Source organism: Planococcus daihaiensis (assembly GCF_049262615.1).
Classification (GTDB): Bacteria; Bacillota; Bacilli; order Bacillales_A; family Planococcaceae; genus Planococcus.
On sequence record NZ_CP175504.1, the window covers coordinates 94,420 to 119,605 of the forward strand.

Consider the following 25,186-nt stretch of genomic DNA (forward strand, 5'->3'; position numbering starts at 1 on the left):
GCATCTCCCTCATTCATCTTCACTAACATCATAAAACATTAAATCGGAAATCAATACTCCGCCTGGAGCCATTTCATCGGCTGGTGAAAAATTTATACTTATAATCATCTTACCTCCTACAGTATAAACAATTTTATTGTCTGTAAACAGTTGCAGTGGTACTATTTCTTTTATGAGCGACAGGAGGAGATAGTATGATGGAGAAAGCGACATTTGCGGGCGGCTGCTTCTGGTGCATGGTAAAGCCCTTCGATCAGTTTGAAGGAATCGAAGGAGTGGTTTCCGGTTACACAGGCGGCCATGTTGAGAATCCGAGCTATGAGCAGGTGAAATCCGGTACGACCGGCCACCTCGAAGTGGTCGAAATCACGTTTGATCCGGTTTTATTTCCTTATGAACAATTGCTGGATATATACTGGCAGCAAATCGATCCGACGGACAATGAAGGTCAATTCCAGGATCGCGGCGATCAATACAAGCCAGCCATTTTTGTTCACAACGACCGCCAGCGTGAAATTGCTGAGGCGTCAAAACAACAATTGGATGCCAGCGGACGCTATAAGAAATCGGTAAACACACCGATTATTGACGCCGCTCCCTTTTATGCGGCTGAAGATTACCACCAGGATTATTATAAAAAAAATGCGGACCATTACGAAGAAGACCGTGCCCAGTCCGGCAGAGATGAGTTTCTGAATGCCGTTTGGGAACCGGAAAAAGCCGGAAAATAACATCAACGGACGCCCCTTTTGAGGAGGCGTCCGTTTTTTTATTTCTTATAACAGCTGTATGAAAATGATCCCAGCCAGCATAATGACTAAACCCAAAACATGAAGCGTCGTGATCTGGCCTCTGGTAGATCCCAGCAGACCGAAACGTTCCACTAAAAGACTGCCGGTCAGTTGTCCGAACAAGGCCAATATAACCGTCGGACCGGTACCTATTTGGCCAACGAGATAAACGTTCATCAAAATGTATGTTCCTCCGAGCAAACCACCGGACCAAATCCACCAGGGGGCTTTTTGCTCAAGTGGTTTTTTAATGCTTGAAAATGATCGATATTTAAATCCGACAATGAGGATTAAGACTGCCGTGCCCGTGAAAAATGAAACAAACGCTGCATGAATCGGCGAGCCCAGTACAGTCCCCAATTGTCCATTGACCGCTGCCTGAGTGGCCATGAGCATTCCCGCTCCAACTCCGAGCAAACGCCAATGCCATTGTCCGTCACTGCGTTCTTTTGCCATCACCTGTTCAGTCACGGTATGCCGTCTGGAAATTATAGCTGTTAACGCAACGGTTAGAAAAATTCCGATTAACAGTAAAATAACGCCGAGCAATCGATTGGGTGTAAACGGCTGTTCCAATGAATTAAACCATCCAAAATTATCGATCAGCATTCCCATCACAATCATGCCCAGTATAGGCATGACGGATGCTTGTATACTTCCTATTTTGGCGAATAATAAAATACTGGTCGTTAAACCAATGACCCCGAAAACCCCTCCAAACCAAATCCACACCGGCAGATCGGCAATAGTAGCCAGCGGAATCCCTAATGGTGTGCTGCTGAACACCATGGCAATCGTCAGGAAGGCCGTTCCGATTATGAAGGAAATCATAGATGCTTCAAATGGTGATTCAACAAATTTTCTTAACTGGGAGTTGACGGCTGTCTGCATAGCCAAACCAATCCCGATACTTATTCCCAATAGAGCTAAAAACATGAAGTACACCCTCCGATTAATTTCTAATTCTATAGAAAGAATCTGAGGAATACCACTAAGCAGAAGTTTTTAATGTCGGATCCTTAAAAACTCAAATGCAACAGCGAAATATTCTTACGAAACTCTCATCGCCCTCCATAACAGGATTCATGAAAACAGTAGAAAAACTTCCTGGTATTTGGGCTTTCACCAGATATATAAATAGAGAAAATTGCTTTGGATGAACAAAACCCCGAATGACAAACACTTGTAAAGTGTCTAACATTTGGGGTTCAGTTCGGAACTTCTTATAAGTGTTGATATGCAAACTATATTTAATCACTATTTGTTTTAACATGCCACTCTTCGTAAGATTCTACATCTATCCCCAAATTACGCGTTCTAATCCACTCAAATGCTTTAACTACCAGTGGAGAAGAATTTTCAACTGAAATATCTTTTTCTGTTACCCATAAAGCTCCCTGTGAGTCTTGGCAATCGAATTGAGTTGGTTTACTTAATTCTCCACTTACTTTATTAACTAAATAATAAACCGCGATATGATGAACGGCAGAGTACTCTTGCCACTTCCATGGAAGCTGAAAATCGATTACTCCTAAATTTTCACTAACATTTATTTCAAGCCCTGTTTCTTCTAGGAATTCTCTTTTTATTGCCTCAGATAAGCTTTCACCTTCTTCCAAACTTCCGCCCGGAAGATCAAATCGATTTATGTATGGTCCTCTACTTTTATTTATAACTAATAGTTTTTCATTTTCTATACATAATCCATATACTCCAAAAGCTCGGTGGTACTTTTGCATATAAATTTCTCCTTTTCTCAAGTAATCGAATCACGAATCCAAAATCTACTCTCATAACACTAAAACTTCCATTGTGTATTTGAATTGAAATTTACTTCTGAATTAATTATGTTCGTAAAAGCACACGTTTACCTACACATAAGAAAATTAAAAGCTTAAATGAGGCGTATTCTCTTTTACATTCTATTAATACTTTGATAATTGCAGATATAAGATTATTCCAGAGCTTAGTTAACTAACCGGGTTACAAAAGTGTACATGAGACATCCAATACAAGAAATTTTTTTCATCTCTTAACAGATTTCAGTGTAAAGTTTAATGAAGGAACATCTCAATGTGTACCCGATAAAAACAAAACTGAAGGTCTACGAATTGGGGTTATTTGATGCGATTGCACGAAGAGAATGAGCTGTTTAATGATTTAATCCGATCAGCAGCTGCAGCGTATGGACTGCAGAATTTCCAGGTTGAAAAGGATTATTACGTATCACTGCTTCTGAAGCAGCTGGTCTCCATCTTCCCTGGCGTTGTATTTAAGGGCGGGACTTCACTGGATATATGTTGAAACTTCTTCTTCGAATGACCGTAAAGATAAGAGGAGGTGTTTAAAATTAAACGCTATATCGTCTTTATCAGCAGTTTTATTGTTCTGCATCTTTGTTATTCACTGGTTTCCGGATTTTTACTTACATCCATGTTTATCTCTTCAACCTCTTTAGTGATGACTCAGACCGTGGTTGAACCATCGCCAACATTGAACTTCATTGTTTTCTTACTTATCGCTACGATGGCTTATTTTATCTCCCAGCGTGACTTTCAAACTGTGGGAATTCGTCCATTGCAAGAAAACAGACGGTAAGAATCTACAGATGGTTTTTGTTTGATAAGTAAAAGAAATGAGGTAATAAAATGTTGTTTTCAAAATGGACTCTTTTTCAAGGGGCTGCAATATTCGGTATGGTTTCCCTGATATTTATTGCAGAAATCTTTTCGCTTCAAATCAGCAGCATACTATCTTCAGGTCCATACATTTCATTTTTATTGGTTTTGACGTTCATTTTAATCGGCTCCAGTTTAATCAGCCTATTTTTAATATTCCACAGTAAAAAAAGCGACCTATTCTTGTCTCATCCTTTGTGGGAAAAGATGAATATTCTTCTGGCATTTCTTTTCATCCTATCCATCCTTATTTTTATTATTGTTGTTATTTTTACGCCTTTAAGTGATGTAATAGTAGCAAATCGTTGGATTTTGTATCTATTCATTTTTTATTTTTTATTCCTGCTGAACCTTTTCGTGTTGTCCATCATACATAAAGTAAAGAGGAACCTTTCCAAAGAAAAGAAGATTGAGTTATCTTTCGTTTGGACCGTACTGAGTATGATAATACTAATTTTCCTGATCCCCTCAATATGATGAATACGAATAGATCAAAAAGACTGAAGCAGACGGATTTCCATTTGCTTCAGTCTTTTTGAAAGTCTAAAAACCGCTAAATTCATGATATGTAAACTATATAGATCAATATTTTTGAGTCTCCAGATTTACTTTCTCTAATTCACTGATCGTTAATCCAGTTATTTTTTTAAAACTCTGTTCAAAATCCTTCGTTTTATTGACCGAATCCATTATTTCGCTTATTACCCCTACACCATATTCGTCTATTAGATATTTAACCGCATAGTAACTCTGTGCATAATTATCGGTTCCAGCCATAGTTTTGGCTTCTTCCCATTGTTCTTGGGTGATCAGCTGAGCGAAAGGGATAAGTTCAAAAGCATGTATAGATGCTCCCCACCCTTCGTCTGTTACATATTCAGCCACACCTTCTGTAAACCATTCAGGGTATTTTTCTAACTCATGGGTTTTACGAGCAAATGCATAGTGGGTGTATTCATGAAGAATAATTTCCTGAAAGATATACAAGGGAAATTCATCTCTTTCTAAAATAAGCTCCTTGTCATAATATTGAATAGCGAAAACCCTATCAATCTCTGTATAAAACCCACCGAGGTCTTCTTTGCCTGAAATCTTCGCCAGTTCTACGCCATCCTCAACAAGAATAAAATCAACCGGTTCATAGCTAATTTTTCCGAATAATGCTTCAGTTTTTGCAAAAGCCAGGTCAAGCGTTTCTCGTGTAATGGGCAAAAGATCCTGAAAATCCTCTTTATAATAAATGGAAACATGATGGTAATCTTCTTGTAAGTAGGTCTCTTTGACTTCCTTCACAGACTCCTTTTCTGCATTTCGATTCAACCATATTTCCATTGTTTCGAAATAAGTAAGTTCTATATCAAGATCCGTTGTGACGCCCTTATAAAGCAAGAAGCTACCACCTAAAAGCAGGAGAAAACTAGCGAAAAAAAATATTGCTATACTAAAAAATACCAACTTGATTGATTTCTTCATAGGACACCTCTTAGCTTTGTATTCATATTAAGTAATATTTTATTACTTAATTATAGTCTAAGTTTAAGTAAATAAATGGAATTATATTAAATAGGTGAATTTTTCACAATCCGGCGTGCTCTTACTGAAGTATCCCCGTTGAAACTGATATTGAGCCGGTTAATTAATAAGTTTAGTTAATTAAAACCATTCGTAATAGTAAACTTATACAGACAAAAAAGGAAGAAGCTTTTTCCAGCTCCATCCCTTCCGATATGTGTTGATATGTCAGCTGAAAATTCCATCAGAACTCCCTTCTAATCCATTTACAAAAGATATTTTAAGCTATCCTTTTCAAATGAATTACCAGTTTTATGTTAAAAATTAAGTTATAATGTATTTATATACCTTTTTTGAAAAATCGATTATGTGAAAGGGGTAAATTTAAATGATTAGAAAAAGTCTTGCCACTATAATGTTTGGTACATTTATTCTTCTAGCGGGTTGTCAGGAAGAAACAAACAACGGAGCAGCTGAATCTGAGACTGAAATAGGAACACCAGAAGAACAAATTGCTAATATACAGGATGATTTCAATGAGATGATCGCCGAAACGGAAACAGAGTATGGAAAGTTAGTCTTTTATTCTCTCGATAACGATGAAAATGCTACAGGTGTAGGTTTAGCGGTATTTAATGAGGAAGATGGAACGTGGGTTTATTCTAAAGGAACAACAAATTTAATTTCAAACTCTTCCGAAACAGAGGCATTTTCTTCCGACAGAATAGAGATTAATGATGAAACGAAAGTGGTTTATGGATACAGGCACGAATCGCCAAATTCAGAAATACAAGAAGTGGATAGTGAAGAGTTAGTAGACAATACCTTGGTTTTAGAGGAATCTGTTATTTCTTACACGTTCGTTTCTCCTGATGAAACTGTCACCATTTCCAGAAACAATTAAAAACAAATCTCGAACGTCATCCATTAAGCAGGTTGGCGTTTTTAGTTCACATGAAAAACTGACCTAAAGAATTGTTCGAGTTCACGAAGTTTTAACATTTTCAAATAACATCTCCCCTTCACCTTTAAAGGAGGAAGATTTCAACTACAAGTTAATTGAATATAACCGTTTGTAAAAGTACCCTTATCCGAACGAAAAAGGGAAGAAACCTGAATGGAGTTCCTTTCCTTCTGATGAACATCGATATGTAAACTCCATATTTTTTTGGAATTCCAGCTTTATGACTTTATAGAGCAGCCATATGAATGTATCTTTTTTCTAGTAACTTAATTTTTGCTGAATTCACTTCGAAATACAGTGAAATAAGGGCTTTGAATGTAACTTAATTAGTATTATCTTACATTCGAGTACTGAAAATATCCTGGAAATTTTCTTGATAAAAATGGTACTTTACTGGAACTAAATTGATATAGTTATTGCAACAGTGCAAGAGTAGTCAAAGCAAAGAAGACAGTAAATTATTGGGCAAATCCGTGAAGGAGGCGACAAAATGGCATTTGTGGCAAACAGAAAAAAGATATTTTTCTCTCTCTTGGTTATCATTGTCCTAAGCTTAGCAATGAATCACCAATATCAAGTAACACGGGCAGGCTCTTTAAGTGGGACAGCTGAAGGGAAGGAATGGTTAATCGATTATTCTCTCCAGAAAGAAAGTCGTGGAGAATGGCTAATTGACTTTACTTTTTTAGCTGCAAGCTCCGATCAGCAGGAAATTCAAGAAAGCCGAGTTGTTTTTAGCAATCCTGTCAGTCATGATGTGTTAACGCAAGCGCATGGTTCTAACGAAAATTACCGTTTTGAAGGACATGTTCTGTCCAACACAAAAAAGTTAAGTGAAAAAGAAATAGGCGAAGTTTTAAATCGTTCCTACGTTGTCGTTAAATGGCTGGATGAGGCTGGAAAACCCGTTGAAGAAAAGATTTTTTTCAAGGAACAATAAAGAAGATAAACAAGAAGAGTTACTGATCTATTACAGGATCAAGGACTCTTTTTTATGGGTTTTGAATGTACTTGATTGCTAATAAGTTACATTCAAAAACAAACAATTAATGTAAATTGACGTTGAAAGAGCCTATTCAATCGTTAAAGGAAAAACGTAATATCCAGTTCCTTGTTCCCAAGTGGCTTTAACTTCATATATAGTTCTCCCGCTTTGCTTATCTAAAACTACGTCAGTTCCCCTATTAGAAGGGAAAGACCCCAACACATATACCTCGTAAGAGATTGGTTCTTCTGCAAATTTAAGTTCAATAGAGGTATCCGGATTTACGGCAGGACCTTTCCGGTTCCCGATTAAGTCAGAAACAGCTACAACTTCAGCCTCTATACCGGCCATGCTCTTTTCTTCTTCATCATAATAACTCCACGAATAGCCATGCGAAGCAGCCATAAACGCTTCTCCATTTACACTTACTTTTAAGTTGGGTGGTTTTTGAATGGTGTCCTTTCTATTTTCCACAGAAGTACTATTGTTTTCTTCATGTTTAATAACTTCCTTTTCTTGAGAACAACCAACTATCACAAAAATAACCAGCATACATAATAATAATTTGGCATTCATCTTCTTATTCCTCCTCATTTCAAGTTTAGACGTGAAAATGAATCATTGGTTACAGAAGATGACTTATTGAGAACCCGGCATTGGAGAGCGTTTCAACCTTTAAGGACCGTTAAAATGAAACTAATCTGGTCCTTATACGCCTAGTAATAAAAGGAGGTCATTACATCGTGGAGAAAAAAATTCTATATTGGGTATTGAGATTTTTCTTGGTTATTTTATTAGTTGGTTGCGAAAGTTCAAATGTAGATAGTCAAAGCGAAGTGGATGATTATAACAAGGCAAGAGAAGCTGCTTGGATCTTCATTGACGAGAACGGTTGGAACGATACAGCCAAAAAAGAAAACTGGCAGAATGCCAAAGTCACAACAGTGATTGCTGATGGCGACTACGAATTACTTGATTTGTCTTATGAAGGAGAAGAAGCGTTGGCCATTGTCTTCGAGGAAATAGAAAATGCTGTAGTTGCTCCTCCTAAAATATTGGTTGATGCTGAGACAAACAAAGTCGTTGGATATATGCCAAGCGAATAGAATATACAGCATATAAATATTGATAGCATTTGTGACCCGAATGTAACTTAACTGCAGATAAGTTACATTCAAATCTTTGATGTTTTAAATTATTTTGGTTCTACCGTATTTAAAAGGGTCTTGCAGGAGTGCCCCACAATATATTCTCAATTTGTTGTTTCTTCAACATCCTGATTTTCAACTAGTTCTTCCATTATCTTATCTATTTTTTCCATAGTTCTGTATTTTCATACCTTCGTACGGGGTTGCCAGTAAACTTTGCATTTCTTCTACAGCAACACTATCTTCAGCTTCTTTAAATACTGAGAGGGCTTTTTGGAAAGCATTTTCTGCTTTTTCAAACTTGGATGTCGCTACTCCTAATTCCCCCAACCCTCTATACGCACAGCCTTGGGCTACCAAACTTTTCGATAAGACCGCATATTCCAGTGACTGTTTCAATAGGATGGTTGCTTCCGTGTATTTCTTCTCTTTTATAGCGATGGAACCCCGTTCATAAAAGTTAGCAGCAAATCCGACATAGAAGTCAGGGAAATGGCGAGTCCAGATTTCACCTTCAGCAATAAAAAATTCCGTGGCCTGTTGATAATTCCCAGCCATTCGCCCTACCATTCCCAGTTGATGCAGAGCCATCGCTTCTTCTTTCAGGTTGGATTCCCTTTTGGAAATCTCCAGCAGTTCCTGATAGTATGCAGTGGCTTTTCCAAACTGCCCTTGAAAGCTTTTGACATAGCCAATTCCATTTAAAGCCGCTTTATAGGAAACTGAGGTTTTATCGGATATGCTTCTCAAACATGATAGATAGATCTCTTCGGCTTGCTGAAATTCTCCTTTATCGAAAAAGTCGAATGCCTCATCCAGTTCCTGCATCTAATTCACTCCAATCCTTGAACCCAGCCGATTCCGTGAATAGTTCATGTCGTTAACAAAAAAAGTGTATTCTACTTAAATATATTCGAGATATTACTAAATATTTCCTTTATTGATTGATAAATTAGTTATAGAAAAACCGTTCGCAAAAGTACACGTTTACGAACGCTCCCCCCCTATAACCCCATTAAAAAAACGTTCGTAAATGTGTCAAAACACTTTACGAACGTCCATTTAATCCTTGGTACATTTACGAAACGCAAAGTAACTTATCATTTCGCTTGTCCAGTACTATTCAGAATTATGCCGACTTTAAAAAACGACTCCATTATCCCTTCAAGTTTTCCCTTCTTGCACAAATTTACGAACCATTCACCTTCGCCATATAATATTCATCTATGTATTCCCCGTCCACTTTCAACGAATTCTTTTTAATTCCTTCTATAATAAAACCCATCTTTTGATAGAGCGCGAGACCTGCCCGATTGTTGACCATGACGGTCAGCTCCAGCCGACGGATTTTATTTTCCGATGCCCACTCGTCCAGCCGTTCGAACAGCTTTGTTCCCACACCTTTCCCGCGGCTCTTTTCGCTGATGCCGATTGCCAGGTAAACGCTGTGCAGGGTCCGCTGCGGCGTATTGCCGATGACGAACAGATAGCCCAGCAGGTCTTCGTCTTTTTCCGCCAGCAAGATTGTGGATGTCGGATCACTTTCTATCGATTGAATCCGCCTACTCAATGCCTCGGCATTAATTTTCCGCTCCCCCGGTTCGAACATCATAAATCCCGAACTTTCGGCATCCTTTATCAGCTCAATCAACTTTTCCGCATCCTCCGCTTTCGCATGTCGAATCATCATGTTGCCACCCCTTTCTTTATTTACGCCAAACTGTTTTTCATTGTACATCGGCTTGCGGTTTGCTGTTCAACAGGAAGGCAAATACCGTCAGGATGACAATAAATCCTAAGAACAGGCTCAGTGAAATCATGTGGTTTTGGTAGCGGTCGTAGAACAGTCCGATGGCAAAAGGCGTTAACGCGGAGATGATATAGCCCCCCGATTGGATCATCGACGACCAGCTGTTGACGTCGTCCGGTGATGTGTTTTCATCCAACGGCATCAACAACGCGAGCGGGAATAATCCGCCGAGAATGATGCCGAGACAAATTGCCGCCGGCCAAATAAATACGGCATCCGCGAACATCAGGAGCAGCACGCCTAAAGCACCAAAACCCAGGCTGACCAAAATCCATAAATGACGGCTCGGCCATTTTTCCAGCAGCAGCGGAAGGGATAGATTACAGGCAATCTGAACCGTCGACATGACCGTCAGCACCGCTCCGGCAAGCAGAATCGACATGCCCTTTTCAATGGCGATCGGTGCCAGCCACGTGATGACCGAAAAGAACAAGGCCGACTGGAAGCCGAAAAACAGCAGCATATACCAGGCGCGCCGATTTTTCCACGGCGACACTGTGGCTGTATCTTCCAGCGGCAGCTCGGAAACTTCTGCAGCCGGCTCTTTGACCCGCAGCCATAAAAAGATCGCGGCAATTGCAAGAAGCCCCCAGCTCGCCAAAGCAATCGGCCATCCGGCAATCGAATAGAACACACCGGTCAGACCTGCGGCCAGTGTAGCTCCCAGCCCCATGCCAAATGAATAGACGCCGATCAAGGAAGCGGTGCGTGTCGGGAAATTCCGTTTGATCATTGCCGACAACAGCGGACTGATGATGGCGATCGCCATTCCGATAAAGAATGCGCTGAGCAATAAAACCGGATAAGTCGGCAAAATACCACGCAGCAGCGTGAACAAACCGATCATTGCCACCAGAATCGCGATGGATTTTTTCAATCCCAATTTTTTATTGAATACGACAGCGAGTGGCGCAAACAAGCCCATGCAAAAAACGGGAACCGATGTCAACAGGCTGACTTCACTGCTGGTCAGAGAAAGGTCTGCCCTGATGGTGTCAAGAAGTGGTCCAATGGATGATATGGCCGGACGCAAATTGACGGAAACGAACAAAATCGCCAATATCATGATGCCCAGCGCAGGTTTTTTTTGCTTTTCAGTCAAAATCGACACACTCCTTCCAAACCAGTAAATCAAACTTGTGTTCGCCGCAAAAATTTATTAAACTAGAGGCAATGAAAGGCGGTTACTCTCATGAAACTTGTGAACTGGAGCTATGCAAAGCGTTATAACATCAAAGCGATCTTCGACGAGTTCCCGCATGTTGTTGTGTGGTTCCGCCAAATCGGCGGCTATTATTTCATCTTCACGATGAAGGGCCTGACTCCGGAACATATCCCGAATCGGCGTGATTATGTACGCATGGAATATCTACTCAACAAAGACCTCGGCATGCTGGAAGCTTATAAGGAAAGAAAATTTAAGGCTTAGTGATATACCTATATAAATCGAAATAAAGAATTAGCATTTGTATACCGCTTCGGACAAGCCTCTCACATTAAGCCGAGAAGAGCACTCGTCTTATTGCTCCGGTCGGCATTCGCCTGCTCCTAAGCCGCGCCGGCGCTGGGAGAGTGGCTTTGTTTGAGAGAGTCTCTAAGATATGGAGCAAAACAGCGAAGACGCCATGGGGACCAAGCGAAGTGCTGAGATCCACTCGGGCGAAGTGAAACGAGCCCGAGTTAGCTCAGCGCGAGCCCCCAGGCAAGCGAAGCTGTTTTGCGGAATGTCGGTTACTAAAATTTTCTTAATTTATAGTAAGAAATAGTTTATTAACCACCCTCTACCAGTTTATCCAACACTGCGCTCAGATGCTATCTGTTTTTGGCTGATTCGTGCTATACTATTAGTATTGTGAAATTTAGGAGGTACGTATTAATGATAGCAGTAAATGATGTAAGTTTGCGTTTCGGTGACCGTAAATTATTCGAAGACGTAAACATCCAATTCAACCCAGGTAATTGCTACGGACTGATCGGAGCCAATGGTGCCGGTAAATCGACGTTCATCAAAATCCTTGCCGGTGATCTTGAAACCCAATCCGGTAATGTCTATATGGGTTCAGGCGAACGCCTGGCCGTATTGAAACAGGATCACTTCGAATACGAAGAAAAACAAGTTCTTGATACCGTGATGATGGGGTATAAGAAATTGTATGAAGTCATGACAGAGAAAAACGCCATCTATATGAAAGAAGACTTTTCAGATGAAGACGGCATGCGTGCAGCTGAACTTGAAGGCGAATTCGCTGAGCTGAACGGTTGGGAAGCTGAGTCTGAAGCTGCCATCCTGTTGCAGGGCCTTGGGATTTCCGATAGCCTTCACGACAAAAAAATGGCGGAACTGTCAGGTTCTGATAAAGTGAAAGTGCTTCTTGCACAAGCCCTATTCGGCAAACCGGACGTTCTTCTTCTGGATGAGCCTACCAACCACTTGGACTTAAAAGCAATTCAATGGCTGGAAGATTTCCTCATGAACTTTGAAAATACGGTCATCGTCGTATCGCATGACCGTCACTTCCTGAACAAAGTCTGCACGCATATTGCCGATCTCGACTTCGGTAAAATCCAGCTATATGTAGGAAACTACGATTTCTGGTACGAATCAAGCCAATTGGCGACTCGTTTAGCAGGCGACCAAAATGCAAAAAAAGAAGAGAAGATCAAAGAATTGCAAGCCTTTATCGCCCGCTTCTCGGCGAATGCTTCCAAATCGAAGCAGGCAACTTCACGGAAGAAAATGCTCGATAAAATTGAGCTGGACGACATCCGCCCTTCTTCCAGAAAATATCCGTTCGTCAACTTCACCGTTGCCCGCGAAATCGGCAACGATGTCTTGACAGTCAAAGATTTGAGCCAGACAGTTGATGGCAATAAACTCTTGAATGGCGTCAACTTCAATATGAACAAAGACGATAAGATCGTCTTGATGGGCGACCCGCTTGCCAAATCTGCATTGCTTCGCATACTTGCGGAAGAAGATGAGCCGGCTGAAGGCTATGCACGTTGGGGTGTAACAACTTCACGCGCTTACCTGCCGATAGATAACTCTGCTTATTTCGAAGGCAGCGAGACTTCCCTCGTTGACTGGCTGCGCCAATATTCACCTGAAGACGAAAGTGAAACTTTCCTTCGCGGCTTCCTCGGCAGAATGCTGTTCTCCGGTGAAGAAGTGAAAAAGAAACCTTCCGTCTTGTCCGGTGGCGAAAAAGTTCGTTGCATGCTGTCGAAAATGATGCTGTCCCATGCCAACGTCCTGTTGCTTGATGAACCAACCAACCACTTGGACCTGGAATCGATTCAAGCACTCAACAACGGCATGATCGCCTTCAAAGGCGCGATGGTCTTCACTTCCCATGACCATCAGTTTATCCAGACAGTTGCCAACCGTGTGATTGAGATCCGTGAAGACGGTTCAATCCTCGACAAACAATTGAGCTACGATGAATTCCTGGAATGGAAAGACGCACAAGGCATCACAAACTGATCAAAAAAAATCCCGCCACACTATGACAGTGTGGCGGGATTTTTGTGTTTTATTTCAGGTAACGTTTGACCAATTTACCTGCTGGCAGGCGTGATGCCCATTTGTTTCCAGTGCCGGCTAATTTACCGACTACCTTCAATAAATCTTCATCGCCTGCCCAGTGGGACGCGATGATCTCTTTCGGATATTTGTTCAACAAAGTGTTTACGATGTATACGGCTACCACCACATCATCCGCAAAGCCGACTGGCCCCATAATGAGCTCCGGCAACAAATCAACCGGTGCAAAGAAATAAAGGATACCCGCGCCGATCAACGACTTGCTTTTGGTTTCAATGCGATTATCAAGCATCAGTTTTGCGAGCAAATGGAAAAAATCCGGTGCGAACATAACATATTTCAAGAACCGGCTGTTTTTACCGGATTTCCCTTCCACCCAATTCTGGATGTTATATCTTAACTTCTGATAGAAATCACGCTGTTCCCCTTCACTTGGCAGCGGCTTTTTTAACTGATCGTTTACCATTGTTCTTTCCCCCTTGATGTATCGTTTATACTTACTATACCCATATACAGGCAGCAAATAAAGTTATGTTTGATAGACGTCAGAATTTCAGCGTCACATTCGTTGCAATGCGTTCCCGTTTTGGATTGCCTTGCACAATATTGAATTTGACTTGCTGGCCGGGCATCAGCACGCTGAGGTCCGCATGAATGGAAATCGTTTCCACAAAAAATTCCTCACCGTCTTCACCGACAATATAGCCGTAGCCCTTGTCTCCATCAAACCATTTCACTTTACCGGATCCTGCCATAACTTCATCAGCCATTCTAAAACCCTCCTATTATATATAGTTCATCGCTAAAGTATTAATACCCTGCTTCCGCCGTTTCTTAAACGTGAACGCTGTGAATGAAGGATTTTGAATAGCGCAGGCAAAATTTATATGTTGCAAAAAAAGAGCCGCTCACAATGAGCAGCTCCTGAGAATTACACTTTCGTTACGTTAGTAGCTTGAGGTCCGCGGTTGCCTTCCTCGACTTCAAATTCCACTTTTTGACCTTCGTCAAGTGTTTTAAAGCCATCGCCTTGGATCGCTGAGAAATGTACGAATACGTCATCTCCGCCTTCAACTTCGATGAAGCCAAATCCTTTTTCTGAGTTAAACCATTTTACTGTTCCTTCTTGCATGTTAAAAAACCTCCTGGTAATAAAAAATTTTCAATATGGAATTTCACGAAAAAATTCACATATTCCAAAAAGTACCATAACTAACTGATCACTTTTTGGAATATGTGAATAGCTGTATTTGGTGAAGAAGTATTAATTTATTTTATAATAACTGAATTGAACGTAAATGTCAAACAAATCTAAATATTTATAATTATTTTTTTCGGATATATTGTTTAGCGTCCAAAAACAATTTATCTACCTGCATTTTGCCAAATCCAATGGCATCTGTCCAGCAAAAAGCATCGTCCACCAGCAGAGATTCTCAAGTTTGTATTGCCCCATCCTTTGCCGTAAAATGGGGATAAAGAAACTGCCGATGAAACTTTCGCGGCGTTCAATCGTATCTATATAAGGAAAAGCATTGAAGGAGTGACTTTCGCATGAAGCGAGTCCAAAACTTTATCAGGCGCCAATCGGTCAGCCTCCCGCTTATGGGAGTGATATTTCCTGTACTGTATCTGGGTGCGGAAATCGGATTGCTCGCTTCAGGAGCAGTTGCTGCCGGCAGCTATCTGGCGAGCAATTCAACGATCAAACAAGTCCAATTCTCCTCTACATCCAAAGAACTTGGAATGACACGAAGCGAATATAAACACGTGATCAAACAATTGCACGAAGCCAAAATGAAAACCAAGAAACTGCAAAGCCATTATTATAGCGTCCGCTCCATCTCTTCTTTCAAGCAATTGATGGAGATGACGAAAATAGCGAATAAGATCATCATGGTCGTTCAGCAGAACCCCAGAAAATTTTATCTGGCGGAATCTTTCTTTTATTCGCATCTCGATACCGCCGTGGAATTGACCCAGAAATACTCTCTGCTCGTAGGACAACCAGTGAAAGACCGCGAAATGCGCATTGCATTGCAGGACACGCGGGAAACTTTGCAATCGATGAACCGGGTGATGGAAAATGATTTAAAGAAAGTGCTGGCTGCCGATGTAGAACAACTTCGGATGGAACTCGACTACGCCCAACTGGCTGTCACCAAAAATCAGAATCAAAAATTATTGGTTCAACCCTTGACCGATGACGAAGGAGACGTGGAAAATGAACGAAAATCAATCGACACGAAGTGAATTGGATGATTTGCTGGAATCGCCATTTGGCATTCAACTGGAAAAGGAACAATCACCTGCCGAGCAGCAATCGGGCCGGCCGGTCCTGTTAATGGATAAGTTATCCAACGAAGACAAGAAAAAAGCGCGGGAGCTGGCCAAGCAGATTCCTGCTGGCAATCACGAAGCCATCCTGACTTACGGGGCCAACGCGCAGAGCCAGCTTGGCAATTTCTCACATAAGATGCTCGACCATGTGCAGCAAAAAGATATCGGCCCCGTCGGCGATGTCCTGCATGATTTGATGAAAAAATTGCAGGAAATGAATCCGGAAGAACTGACGGAAACGAAAAAATCCGGCATCCGCAAACTGTTTGCCAAAGCCAAATATTCCGTACAGGAAATCATGACCAAATACCAAAAACTCAGCACACAGGTTGACCGCATCAGCATCCAGCTGGACCATTCCAAACGCGGTTTGCTGGAAGATGTGCAGATGCTCGAAGAATTATACGACCAGAACAAAATGTATTTCCAGGCTTTGAATGTCTATATCGCAGCTGCCGAATTGAAGCGCGATGAAATATTGAACGACACCATCCCTGCCCTGCGCAGAAAAGCGGAAGCATCGGATGATCAGATGGCCTACCAGGAAGTCAACGACATGGTGCAATTTGTCGACCGACTGGACAAACGTTTGTATGATCTGCAATTATCACGCCAAATCACGATCCAAAGTGCGCCGCAGATCCGGATGATCCAGCAGACGAACCAGACGCTGGCTGAAAAAATCCAGTCATCGATCATGACTTCGATTCCGCTATGGAAAAATCAGATCGCCATTGCCTTGACCCTCAATAAGCAGATGAAAGCCGTCGAAGCCCAGAAACAGGTCACTTCCACGACCAATACGCTATTATTGAAGAATTCCGAGATGCTGAAAATGAATTCGATTGAAACCGCCAAGGAAAATGAACGCGGCATCATCGAAATCGAAACCTTGAAGAAAACGCAGGAAAATCTCTTAACAACCATTGAAGAGACGCTGCAAATCCAGACTGAAGGCCGGAAGAATCGCCGCGCCGCGGAACTGGAAATCGGCAAGATGGAATCCGAACTCAAGCAACGCTTACTGGCAATTCATGAAGGCGAAAAATCAAAAGAAGAATAACAGGAAATCCCGTGAAGCTACGCGCTTCACGGGATTTTTTCGTTTATGGGACGCCGCCGCAGCCTTTTTAACCTTCCGGATAGTATTTTGGCTGCTGCGGACAGTATTTTTCGTTTCCGGACGGTATTTCTGTGGTTCCGGACAGTATTTCTGAAATGCGGATAGTATATCCATTTAAATGGTAATTTAGATAAGGTTAAAACTGATAATCAGCCCCTAGCCCGACTGAATCACCAAATGCAGGGTCCGTTTCAGCAACCGCAGCGTCTGGTCCACAAAATGTTCCAGCGAATCGGCGCTTACCGATTTATTGCCATACATCATGCGGTAAAATGCGGCCTGGTCTTCGGTAATCGGCTCGCTGCTGAGAAACAGATGCAATAGCTCGATGCCTTCTTTTTTCGCCTCACTCACGGCATTGGCCGTATCGACCACCCCGTTTTCGGCGTAATTATAGGCAGACGGCTCGCCATCCGAAAACACCAGCAGAAAGCGGTGTTTCTCGCTGCGCCGCTTGATCCGGTCTGCCATCCAGCGTATCGCAAAACCGTCACGATTGTCTTCATGCGCTTCAAACGACACAATTTCCTGCGCGTGGTCGCGGCCCCCATCCTCGAATTTATGCATCCATTCGAAATAATTCGGCTGTTCGCGGTCGCTCGCTTCGTAGGCATCTTCGTAAAACAGCACAATTTCATGCGGGATCCCGAGCCCCCGCAACACATCATGAAACAAGAGGACAGCTTGTTTTGTGTCGTCCAATTTGTCGACCATCGACGCGGAACCGTCTATCAGCAGGCAGAAAACGGCGTCCAGCTCTTTTGACGGCGCTGACTTCCGGTAAAACGGTTTCGGCCGTTCTTCCAATGCCAGCGGCAGCAAATTCTTCGACAGCCTGCCTGCGTTCAAGTTGGTGCGGTAATCCTGATGGCGCTGCGTGATGCGTTTTTTCAGTTCCTTCAATAATGCGCGCACATGCGGTGCCTGTTTTCTGCGCCAATCGGCAATCTGCCGGCTCCGGTCTTCATTCGCCACCAGTCGCTTTTCATGGTATACGACCTGCTCGTTTGCCCGGCCGAAGTTGCCTGCAGCTTTCATTGGCCCACTGTCCATATCCTGGTCCTCTGCATCGTTGTCTTCCAGATGCTCGCCGCTGGAATCGCCCCGGCCCGTTTGCTGCACCTCGTCTGCCCCGGCTTCTTCCCGCCCGCCGGTAGCCATTTGCGAATCGCCGCGCTCCAGTTCAAACTCCATCGCCGGCGATTCCTTCATTTCACTTTCGCGATGCCAGGTTTGGAACCATTCTTCAATCGTTTCAACTTCTTCGGGGTCTTCTGCCTCTTCTGCTTCAATTCCTTCATGATAATGAAACGGCGGCATCTTTTCCGCCGCATCACCGAATGTGTAATACGTATGAATCATATCGGCTGTCAGCAAATAATCGAGGCGTCCTGTCATCCGCTCAACAATGGCAGCGGAATCGGCAGTGGCACGCGCATCAAACAACCCCTTCCAAATTTGCAGCAAAGGTTCCCATTGCGCACCCATTCCCGACTCACTGCCTCGTAGGCTCAAATAGGCCGCATTCAAGAATGCGTCAGCTACAAAGCCTTTTTTCAGGTTCTGTTCCAGCTGGTTTGCATGATAATCTCGATAAACCTGTTCACGGACGGCAAATGCATCCACAGTGCCCGGCCGGTCGAGCTTAATCCTTTCCGACATCCGGAATTCTTCGGCGCACAGCAGCAATTGTTCCCGCAGTGAAGAGACCTTTGACCTTTCGGCCGTAAACCGTTTCCATGTCGGCAAATTGAAGTTCCGCCAAAAACCGGCACTCAGCAAATAGATGTCCGAAAGATAACCTTGCCGCTCCACTCGTTTGCTGCGGTGCCGCCAGAAGACACTGACGGATATTGCCGACTCTGCAGGACGCAGCTCAATCAGTTTGCGCGTCGTCACTTTCAGATACGGTGCATCCGCCAGCGCCCCCGCAAGCATTTCCATCTGATAGAGCATTTTCGTGTCGATCGTCTCATTATTAAATTGGATAAAGCGATTAACAGAAGCCATTGGGCTCACCTACTTCTTCCAGGTATTCGCCAGGTCCATGAACAGGTCCTGTTCACTTTCATCTTCCAATTTCTGCGCAATGGCATAATTGATTGCCCGCATCGGATCCATATGTTCAGCTAACGCTGTGGCATCCAACAGGCTGCGGATTGACGCTGCTTCTTCTGATAATAACCCGTTTTCAACTTGTTTCATCAGATCTTCCGCCAGATTCAGCATAAACTCCTTGAGCTTCGGTTCTGCATCCGGAAATTCGCGGTCCCATAATTCAGCCAGCTGCTGTCCGGTCAGATAAGGAATCGGATAAGCAATAAAGCGGTTCTTCAATGCTTCATTCATCGGGGCCGTGCCAATATAGCCTTCATTGATGGCAGCAATTACACCAAAATCAGGATGCGCCTGGATCACTTCACCGGTGAACGGATTGGTCATCATGCGCCGGTGGTCCAGTGCCGAGTGGAGAATCGGCAGAGTTTCGGCTTTCGCCATATTGATTTCATCTATATAAAGGAGATGCCCTTTTTTCATTGCGGTGACCACGGGGCCTTCGACAAATTCAATGTGGCTCTGCCCGTCGCGCTGAACTAAAGTTTTGAAACCGAGCAGCGCTTCCGCGTCCAAATCGACGGAGCTGTTGATGCTTTGCATCGGCTGCCCGAACACCGCTGAAATTGTTTCGGCCAAACGCGTCTTGCCTGCTCCCGTCGGCCCTTTCAACAAAACCGGTTTGCGCAGTACCACTGCGGCCATGACATCATCCCAAAGATTGGCGTCCGGTGAAATATAGCCCCCCGTGCCGATCAGCGATTCGTACCCTTCGTGCTGTCTCTCTTTACGCGCCGCAATTTCCTTCTCAATAAAATCCATAAACAGCCCTCTTTCCATAAAAAAAACCGATGAATAGGCATCGGCTTTTCGTTATCGTTGATTTATTCGAAATAAGTTTTATAAAATCCACCGATTTTGCCCGTGTTATCAATGACAAATATGAATTCTTCCGTTTCGTTTTTTACTTCATAGGTTTTGCCCACAGTCAGAACATTCGACACCAAAAACTTTGCCGCGTCCGTATGTTTGCAAGTAACCGTGCGAATTGTTTCTCTCGTAAGCCAGTCGTTGTGAATCACAGTCCTCATCCTTTTTTATATGTCTATGTATTTCAGTATAAGGAATGTCAGCCTTTTTTTCAAATCCGTGAAGCTCGGGTCTCTTATTTCCGGGCTTGCCGCTCCTTGTATAAATAGCGCACCACCAATAACGCAATAATTAGCACCGACAGCAGGATGAGAAAAACTTGTAAATTATTCAAAATGGATTGATAAGCATAAGGGAATGTACGGCCGAGATTAAAATAAACCATCATCCACACAAATCCCGCGGTATAAGCGTATAGCATGTATTTTATAATGGGATATTTATTGGCGCCTACCACATAAGGCATGGCCCAGCGGATGCCCGGCAGAAAGAAACTGAAAGAAATCGCCATTTCTCCATGTTTCTGTAAAAAGTTGGAGAAATTCGCAATCGGCTTTTTCAGTTTCGTCCGGCTTAACCGGTCCAGCAGTTTCTGGCCGAAGGAGCGCCCGATAAAATAAGCGAACGTATTGCTCGTAATTAGTCCCAGATAGGCTGATATAAAAGCTTTAACCGGGGTAAAATAGCTGATTTCCGTCAATACGCCGGAAAATGCCGCGGCCACTTCATTTGGTATCGGCATCCCGAAAAGCAGCAGCCAGTTGAAAATAAACATGCTGACATAACCGTACTCTTTCACAATGTCCATAAAAAAAGATAAATCCATCCCATTCGACCGCCTTCTGGCTCTACTCCCCTAATCATGACAAAAAATAGGGAGTCCTGCAATTCAGAACACCCGTGAACTTAAATTTATCAAAATCTAATCATTTTCGTATTATAAGATTCAACAAATCAAAAAAACGCCCACCAGCAATAAGCTGATGGGCGTCTCCATTTATTTTATTACCCCTGAAGCAATAGATCTTCCGGGTTTTCGATCAATTCTTTGATCATTTTCAGGAAGCCGACAGAATCGCTTCCGTCGATTACGCGGTGGTCATAAGAAAGCGCAATGTACATCATCGGACGGATTTCGACATTGTCTCCGACAGCGATTGGACGTTTTTGGATTGTGTGCATGCCAAGAATTCCGACTTGCGTGCCGTTCAGGATTGGTGTCGACATCAACGAGCCGAAGACTCCACCGTTAGTGATTGTGAACGAGCCGCCTGTCATGTCAGCGATTGAAAGTTTCTTGTCGCGTGCTTTTACAGCAAGCTCGCCGATAGATTTTTCAATCTCTGCAAAGTTCTTCTTGTCTGTATCGCGAACGATTGGAACAACAAGACCTTCTTCAGTCGAAACAGCGATCCCCACATCATAGAATTGTTTCAGCAATACATCCGTGCCATCAAGTTCAGCATTCACGTAAGGATATTTTTTCAATGCAGCAGTTACAGCTTTAGTGAAGAATGACATAAAGCCAAGTTTCACGTCATTGTTTTTGAGGAAATCATCTTTTTTACGGCTGCGAAGCGCCATAACATTCGTCATATCAATTTCGTTGAACGTAGTCAGCATTGCTGTCGATTGCTTCACTTCAAGCAAACGCTTCGCGATTGTCTGACGGCGTCTTGACATTTTTTCACGGACGACGCGGCCGCTTTCTTCGTCAGAAGATGGTGCCGATGCAGCAGCTTTTGGAGCTTCTGCTTTAGCCGGTGCACTTGCAGCCGGTTTTGACGAATGAGCTTCCACGTCCTGAACACGAACGCGTCCCATCGGATCTACCGGTGAAATCGCAGCAAGGTCGATGCCTTTTTCGCGTGCCAATTTACGGGCAGCCGGGCTTGCGATTGTGCGGTCAGAAGATGATTGCTCTTCTTCTGCTGGTGCTTCCTCTTTCGCTTCCTGCTTAGCAGGCGCTTCGGATTTAGCTGGCTCGTCTTTAGCCGGTGCTTCTTCTTTCGGCTCAGCTGTTGCCCCAGTTCCTTCGCCAGAACCTTCTCCAACGATTGCGATAACCTGGCCGACTTCTACTGTGTCGCCTTCAGCAGCCATAAGCTCCTGAACAACGCCAGCTTCTTCGGAGATGACTTCAACGTTCACTTTATCTGTTTCAAGCTCAACGATGAATTCACCTTTCTCCACTGTATCGCCCGGCTGTTTCAGCCATTGTGCAATCGTTCCTTCTGTAATCGATTCTGCTAATTCTGGTACTTTGATTTCTGCCACAAAAAATTCCTCCTTAGATTATGCTCAAGATTTAGCTAATGCTTCATCAATGATGCGTGCCTGTTCCACTTTATGTGATTCTCCGTCGCCTTCCGCCGGACTTGAACGGATAACGCGGCCGTAATAATTTATCTCAATACCATTTGCAATTTCACGCAGCTGCGGTTCTGCAAATGACCATGATCCCATATTTTTCGGTTCTTCCTGTACCCATGCCAGTTCTTTCAGCTTCGGATAACGCTTGATGACGGCCTGGATTTTTTCTGCCGGGAACGGATAAAGCTGCTCCACCCGCACGATATGCGTATCCGGGTAGTCTTTTCCATCTTTTACGCGGTCTGCAAGGTCGATTGCCATCTTGCCGCTGGCGAATAAGAGGCGTTCCACTTTTTTCGTGTTTTCGCCCATGCCCGGCTGCTCAATGATCGTCTGGAAGTGACCTTCTGTCAAATCTTCAACATCTGCTCCAACCAAAGGATGGCGCAATAAAGATTTCGGTGATACAAGGATCAGCGGGCGGATCGACTCTTCCCCAAGCATTTTCGCCTGTCTGCGAAGAATGTGGAAATAGTTCGCCGCACTTGAAAGGTTTGCCACTGTCCAGTTGTTTTCGCCTGCATTTTGAAGGAAACGCTCCAGGCGGGCACTTGAGTGCTCCGGCCCCTGGCCTTCATAGGCATGCGGCAGCAACATAACCATGCCGGATTTTTGGCCCCATTTTGCACGGGCCGCCGAGATGAACTGATCGAACATCATTTGCGCCATATTGGCGAAATCGCCATATTGCGCTTCCCAGATGACGAGTGCTTTATCGTTCTCTACATTATAGCCATATTCAAAGCCGACGACTGATGCTTCACTTAATGGGGTGTTGTAGACAACGAATGATGCCTTCGAATCGGAAATATGATGCAGGGGTACAAGCTGATTGCCGTTTTTCTCATCATGCAGCACCAGGTGGCGATGGGCGAAAGTTCCGCGCTGCGCATCCTGTCCTGTCAGGCGAATCGGATTTCCTTCTTGAAGGATGGAACCGAATGCCAAGGTTTCTGCATGTGCCCAATCAATCTTGCCTTTGCCAGTGAACGGATCTTCACGGCGTTTCAAGATGCGGGCAAGTTTGCCGAATGCAGCGAAATCACTCGGCCACGACAGCAATTCTTTATTCATCTTCGTCAAAGCATCTTTGTCGACGCCTGTTGGAACTTCCGGGAAACCTTCCATTACGGCTTCAGGAATGACGATTTCATGTGCATCATCGGATTTGTTTTCTTTTATGTGATCATACGCCTGCTGCATTTCTGCCAGCACGTCGCTGTCGAGTTTTTTCACGTCTTCTTCAGATAAGACTTTCTCTTCAGCAAGTCGCCCACCGTAAATTTCGCGGACTGTACCGTGTTTATGAATACCGTGATACATTGTCGGATTCGTCACCAACGGCTCGTCCATTTCATTGTGCCCATAACGGCGGTAGCCGATCAGATCGATCAGAATATCCTTGCCGAATTTCTGGCGGTATTCAAATGCAAGCTTGGCAACCGCGATGACTTCTTCGGGCTCATCGGCGTTCACGTGGATCACGGGAACTTCATAACCTTTTGCCGGGTCAGAAGAATAATGAGTAGATCTTGAATCCGCTTGTTCTGTTGTAAAGCCGATCAAGTTGTTGGCGATGATATGGATTGAACCGCCAGTTTGATAACCGTGGACACGGCTGAAATTCAATGTCTCCGTAACGACACCTTGCCCCGGGAATGCTGCATCGCCGTGTACCATAATGCCGTAAGCCTTATTCACATCGATTGGCGCAAGGCCGCTCTGCTGTGTAAGTTCCTGGGCAGCACGCGTCTGGCCGGCAACTACCGGGCTGACGATTTCGAGATGCGAAGGATTATAGGCTAATTTGATGTTCGTACCGTGTGGAGAAGTAAAAGCAGCACCCATGTGATATTTAACATCACCGAACCAGCCTTTGGTGATTTTCAGCGATCCGTCTTTCGGCAGGAATGCTTCATCACCGATATGCGCAAATCCGGCAAACATCATTTCGTAAGGTTTGTTCAAAATATGTGTGAGCACATTTAAACGACCGCGATGCGCCATCCCGATCATGATATTTTCTGTGCCGGCTGCTTCTGATAAACGGACAAGTTCATCCATTAACACAACCAACGTGTCGACACCTTCAATTGAGAAACGCTTTTGTCCAACAAATGTGCGGTGGACGAATTTTTCAAATCCTTCAACGCGGGTCAATAGATCCAAAACTTGTTTTTTCTTATCCGAATCAAGTGAAGGTTTCACTTCGCCTGCTTCGATTTTCGATTGCAGCCAGCTGCGTTCCTGTGGCTGAACGATATGAGAAAATTCAAAAGCCACTTTATCCGTATAAAGTGATTTCAGGTGGTTGATGGCATCGAGCCCATCTTTCACTTCTTTGGGAGCATTTTCCAGTACCAATGAAACCGGCACTTCTTTCAAATCCTGTTCAGTCAGGCCGAATGCGGAAAGCTCGAACCGTTCCGTATCGCGTGGCTGATCTTTCAACGGATAAATATCCGATGCCAGATGGCCATGCGCGCGAATTGCTTCCGCCAATTGAATGGCGCCAAGTACTTTGCCGAATTGATCGGATTTCACTTCAGCTGTAGCGGCAGCGACAGGCTGCTTGTCATCGCCTGTTTCAGCGGGAGGTCCGTATTGCTTGAATAACTCAGCGAATTCCGGGTCAATCGATTCCGGCGATTCCTGATAAATGTCATACATTTCCATAACGTACCCAAGGTTTGGACCTGTGATGGAACTCCATGGGGATTTCGAATCTGAATAATTGCTAGACATAAAAAAACCTCCAACTATTTTGCCTTAATGGCAGTCCTATAAATACATATGTCTTCCATATTTTATCACGCAAACCGCTAGACACAAAGCAGAAGGCGTTTAAGCAATTGAAGAACAATTTTCCATATCAATCTTACTACTTCCATTGGAAAAAACAATGCTTTTGATTTAAATTATTCACAAAATGA

Annotated in this window: 24 protein-coding genes; 8 read left to right on the forward strand and 16 right to left on the reverse strand. The window is 43.5% G+C overall.

From position 1 onward, the window contains the following. The first annotated feature begins 194 nt into the window (after window positions 1-194). Window positions 195-731: a peptide-methionine (S)-S-oxide reductase MsrA gene (gene msrA / locus DHX103_RS00465; RefSeq protein ID WP_422123319.1), complete on the forward strand. Its 537-nt coding sequence runs from the start codon at window positions 195-197 to the stop codon at window positions 729-731. 45 nt (window positions 732-776) lie between these two features. Here msrA and DHX103_RS00470 read toward each other — a convergent pair whose 3' ends face one another. From DHX103_RS00470 to DHX103_RS00480, 3 genes are all read right to left on the reverse strand, one after another. Next, window positions 777-1,727, reverse strand: a complete 951-nt coding sequence (locus DHX103_RS00470; RefSeq protein WP_422123320.1) for a DMT family transporter — start codon at window positions 1,725-1,727, stop codon at window positions 777-779. A gap of 314 nt (window positions 1,728-2,041) precedes the next feature. After that, window positions 2,042-2,530 (reverse strand): NUDIX hydrolase, encoded by a 489-nt coding sequence (locus DHX103_RS00475; RefSeq protein WP_422123321.1) that lies wholly within the window; start codon window positions 2,528-2,530, stop codon window positions 2,042-2,044. Window positions 2,531-4,051: 1,521 nt separating this feature from the next. Continuing rightward, window positions 4,052-4,942, reverse strand: a complete 891-nt coding sequence (locus tag DHX103_RS00480) for a hypothetical protein (RefSeq protein WP_422123322.1) — start codon at window positions 4,940-4,942, stop codon at window positions 4,052-4,054. Between the two features lie 427 nt (window positions 4,943-5,369). Between DHX103_RS00480 and DHX103_RS00485 the strand changes: the two genes are divergently transcribed. Together DHX103_RS00485 and DHX103_RS00490 are read left to right on the forward strand one after the other, a co-directional pair. Further along, entirely contained in the window at window positions 5,370-5,885 is a 516-nt protein-coding gene (locus DHX103_RS00485) for a hypothetical protein (RefSeq protein ID WP_422123323.1), read from the forward strand. 550 nt (window positions 5,886-6,435) lie between these two features. Beyond that, on the forward strand, window positions 6,436-6,885 hold the full coding sequence (locus tag DHX103_RS00490; protein ID WP_422123324.1) for a hypothetical protein: 450 nt from the start codon (window positions 6,436-6,438) through the stop codon (window positions 6,883-6,885). A 132-nt stretch (window positions 6,886-7,017) separates the two neighbouring features. Here DHX103_RS00490 and DHX103_RS00495 read toward each other — a convergent pair whose 3' ends face one another. Beyond that, window positions 7,018-7,506 carry a hypothetical protein gene (locus DHX103_RS00495; RefSeq protein ID WP_422123325.1) on the reverse strand — a complete coding sequence of 163 codons (489 nt, stop codon included), beginning with the start codon at window positions 7,504-7,506 and terminating at the stop codon, window positions 7,018-7,020. Between the two features lie 167 nt (window positions 7,507-7,673). On the opposite strand from DHX103_RS00495, the gene DHX103_RS00500 reads away from it, so the two are divergent. Beyond that, the gene (locus DHX103_RS00500; RefSeq protein ID WP_422123326.1) at window positions 7,674-8,036 is read left to right on the forward strand and encodes a hypothetical protein; all 363 of its coding nucleotides are present in this window, start codon (window positions 7,674-7,676) and stop codon (window positions 8,034-8,036) included. A 198-nt stretch (window positions 8,037-8,234) separates the two neighbouring features. Here the strand turns inward: DHX103_RS00500 and DHX103_RS00505 are convergent, their stop codons facing one another. The 3 genes from DHX103_RS00505 to DHX103_RS00515 all read right to left on the reverse strand — a co-directional run bounded on the left by DHX103_RS00505 (window position 8,235) and on the right by DHX103_RS00515 (window position 10,990). Further along, window positions 8,235-8,906 carry a tetratricopeptide repeat protein gene (locus DHX103_RS00505; RefSeq protein WP_422123327.1) on the reverse strand — a complete coding sequence of 224 codons (672 nt, stop codon included), beginning with the start codon at window positions 8,904-8,906 and terminating at the stop codon, window positions 8,235-8,237. A gap of 361 nt (window positions 8,907-9,267) precedes the next feature. Further along, the gene (locus DHX103_RS00510; RefSeq protein ID WP_422123328.1) at window positions 9,268-9,768 is read right to left on the reverse strand and encodes a GNAT family N-acetyltransferase; all 501 of its coding nucleotides are present in this window, start codon (window positions 9,766-9,768) and stop codon (window positions 9,268-9,270) included. Between the two features lie 37 nt (window positions 9,769-9,805). Further along, complete coding sequence (locus tag DHX103_RS00515) at window positions 9,806-10,990, reverse strand: CynX/NimT family MFS transporter (protein ID WP_422123329.1); 1,185 nt, start codon at window positions 10,988-10,990, stop codon at window positions 9,806-9,808. A 90-nt stretch (window positions 10,991-11,080) separates the two neighbouring features. On the opposite strand from DHX103_RS00515, the gene DHX103_RS00520 reads away from it, so the two are divergent. Further along, complete coding sequence (locus tag DHX103_RS00520) at window positions 11,081-11,317, forward strand: hypothetical protein (protein ID WP_422123330.1); 237 nt, start codon at window positions 11,081-11,083, stop codon at window positions 11,315-11,317. 447 nt (window positions 11,318-11,764) lie between these two features. Beyond that, complete coding sequence (locus DHX103_RS00525; protein ID WP_422123331.1) at window positions 11,765-13,372, forward strand: ABC-F family ATP-binding cassette domain-containing protein; 1,608 nt, start codon at window positions 11,765-11,767, stop codon at window positions 13,370-13,372. A 49-nt stretch (window positions 13,373-13,421) separates the two neighbouring features. Here the strand turns inward: DHX103_RS00525 and DHX103_RS00530 are convergent, their stop codons facing one another. From DHX103_RS00530 to DHX103_RS00540, 3 genes are all read right to left on the reverse strand, one after another. Continuing rightward, complete coding sequence (locus tag DHX103_RS00530) at window positions 13,422-13,898, reverse strand: YkvA family protein (RefSeq protein WP_422123332.1); 477 nt, start codon at window positions 13,896-13,898, stop codon at window positions 13,422-13,424. Window positions 13,899-13,977: 79 nt separating this feature from the next. Next, window positions 13,978-14,202 carry a cold shock domain-containing protein gene (locus tag DHX103_RS00535; protein ID WP_422123333.1) on the reverse strand — a complete coding sequence of 75 codons (225 nt, stop codon included), beginning with the start codon at window positions 14,200-14,202 and terminating at the stop codon, window positions 13,978-13,980. Window positions 14,203-14,363: 161 nt separating this feature from the next. Further along, window positions 14,364-14,564 carry a cold-shock protein gene (locus DHX103_RS00540; RefSeq protein WP_117301270.1) on the reverse strand — a complete coding sequence of 67 codons (201 nt, stop codon included), beginning with the start codon at window positions 14,562-14,564 and terminating at the stop codon, window positions 14,364-14,366. A gap of 422 nt (window positions 14,565-14,986) precedes the next feature. Between DHX103_RS00540 and DHX103_RS00545 the strand changes: the two genes are divergently transcribed. Both DHX103_RS00545 and DHX103_RS00550 read left to right on the forward strand, forming a co-directional pair. Continuing rightward, entirely contained in the window at window positions 14,987-15,685 is a 699-nt protein-coding gene (locus DHX103_RS00545; RefSeq protein WP_422123334.1) for a 5-bromo-4-chloroindolyl phosphate hydrolysis family protein, read from the forward strand. Beyond that, window positions 15,657-16,835 (forward strand): toxic anion resistance protein, encoded by a 1,179-nt coding sequence (locus tag DHX103_RS00550; RefSeq protein WP_422123335.1) that lies wholly within the window; start codon window positions 15,657-15,659, stop codon window positions 16,833-16,835. The genes DHX103_RS00545 and DHX103_RS00550 overlap by 29 nt, the downstream gene beginning before the upstream one ends. Window positions 16,836-17,051: 216 nt before the next feature. On the opposite strand, the gene DHX103_RS00555 is transcribed toward DHX103_RS00550, so the two are convergent. The 6 genes from DHX103_RS00555 to DHX103_RS00580 all read right to left on the reverse strand — a co-directional run bounded on the left by DHX103_RS00555 (window position 17,052) and on the right by DHX103_RS00580 (window position 24,998). Continuing rightward, window positions 17,052-18,905, reverse strand: coding sequence for a vWA domain-containing protein (locus tag DHX103_RS00555; protein ID WP_422123336.1), 1,854 nt, complete (start codon window positions 18,903-18,905; stop codon window positions 17,052-17,054). A 9-nt stretch (window positions 18,906-18,914) separates the two neighbouring features. Beyond that, window positions 18,915-19,772: an ATP-binding protein gene (locus tag DHX103_RS00560; RefSeq protein ID WP_422123337.1), complete on the reverse strand. Its 858-nt coding sequence runs from the start codon at window positions 19,770-19,772 to the stop codon at window positions 18,915-18,917. A gap of 62 nt (window positions 19,773-19,834) precedes the next feature. After that, on the reverse strand, window positions 19,835-20,032 hold the full coding sequence (locus DHX103_RS00565; protein WP_422123338.1) for a DUF6501 family protein: 198 nt from the start codon (window positions 20,030-20,032) through the stop codon (window positions 19,835-19,837). An 83-nt stretch (window positions 20,033-20,115) separates the two neighbouring features. After that, entirely contained in the window at window positions 20,116-20,706 is a 591-nt protein-coding gene (locus DHX103_RS00570; protein ID WP_422123339.1) for a DedA family protein, read from the reverse strand. 179 nt (window positions 20,707-20,885) lie between these two features. Beyond that, window positions 20,886-22,157: a 2-oxoglutarate dehydrogenase complex dihydrolipoyllysine-residue succinyltransferase gene (gene odhB, locus DHX103_RS00575; RefSeq protein ID WP_422123340.1), complete on the reverse strand. Its 1,272-nt coding sequence runs from the start codon at window positions 22,155-22,157 to the stop codon at window positions 20,886-20,888. A gap of 24 nt (window positions 22,158-22,181) precedes the next feature. Continuing rightward, window positions 22,182-24,998 (reverse strand): 2-oxoglutarate dehydrogenase E1 component, encoded by a 2,817-nt coding sequence (locus DHX103_RS00580; RefSeq protein WP_422123341.1) that lies wholly within the window; start codon window positions 24,996-24,998, stop codon window positions 22,182-22,184. Window positions 24,999-25,186 lie beyond the last annotated feature (188 nt).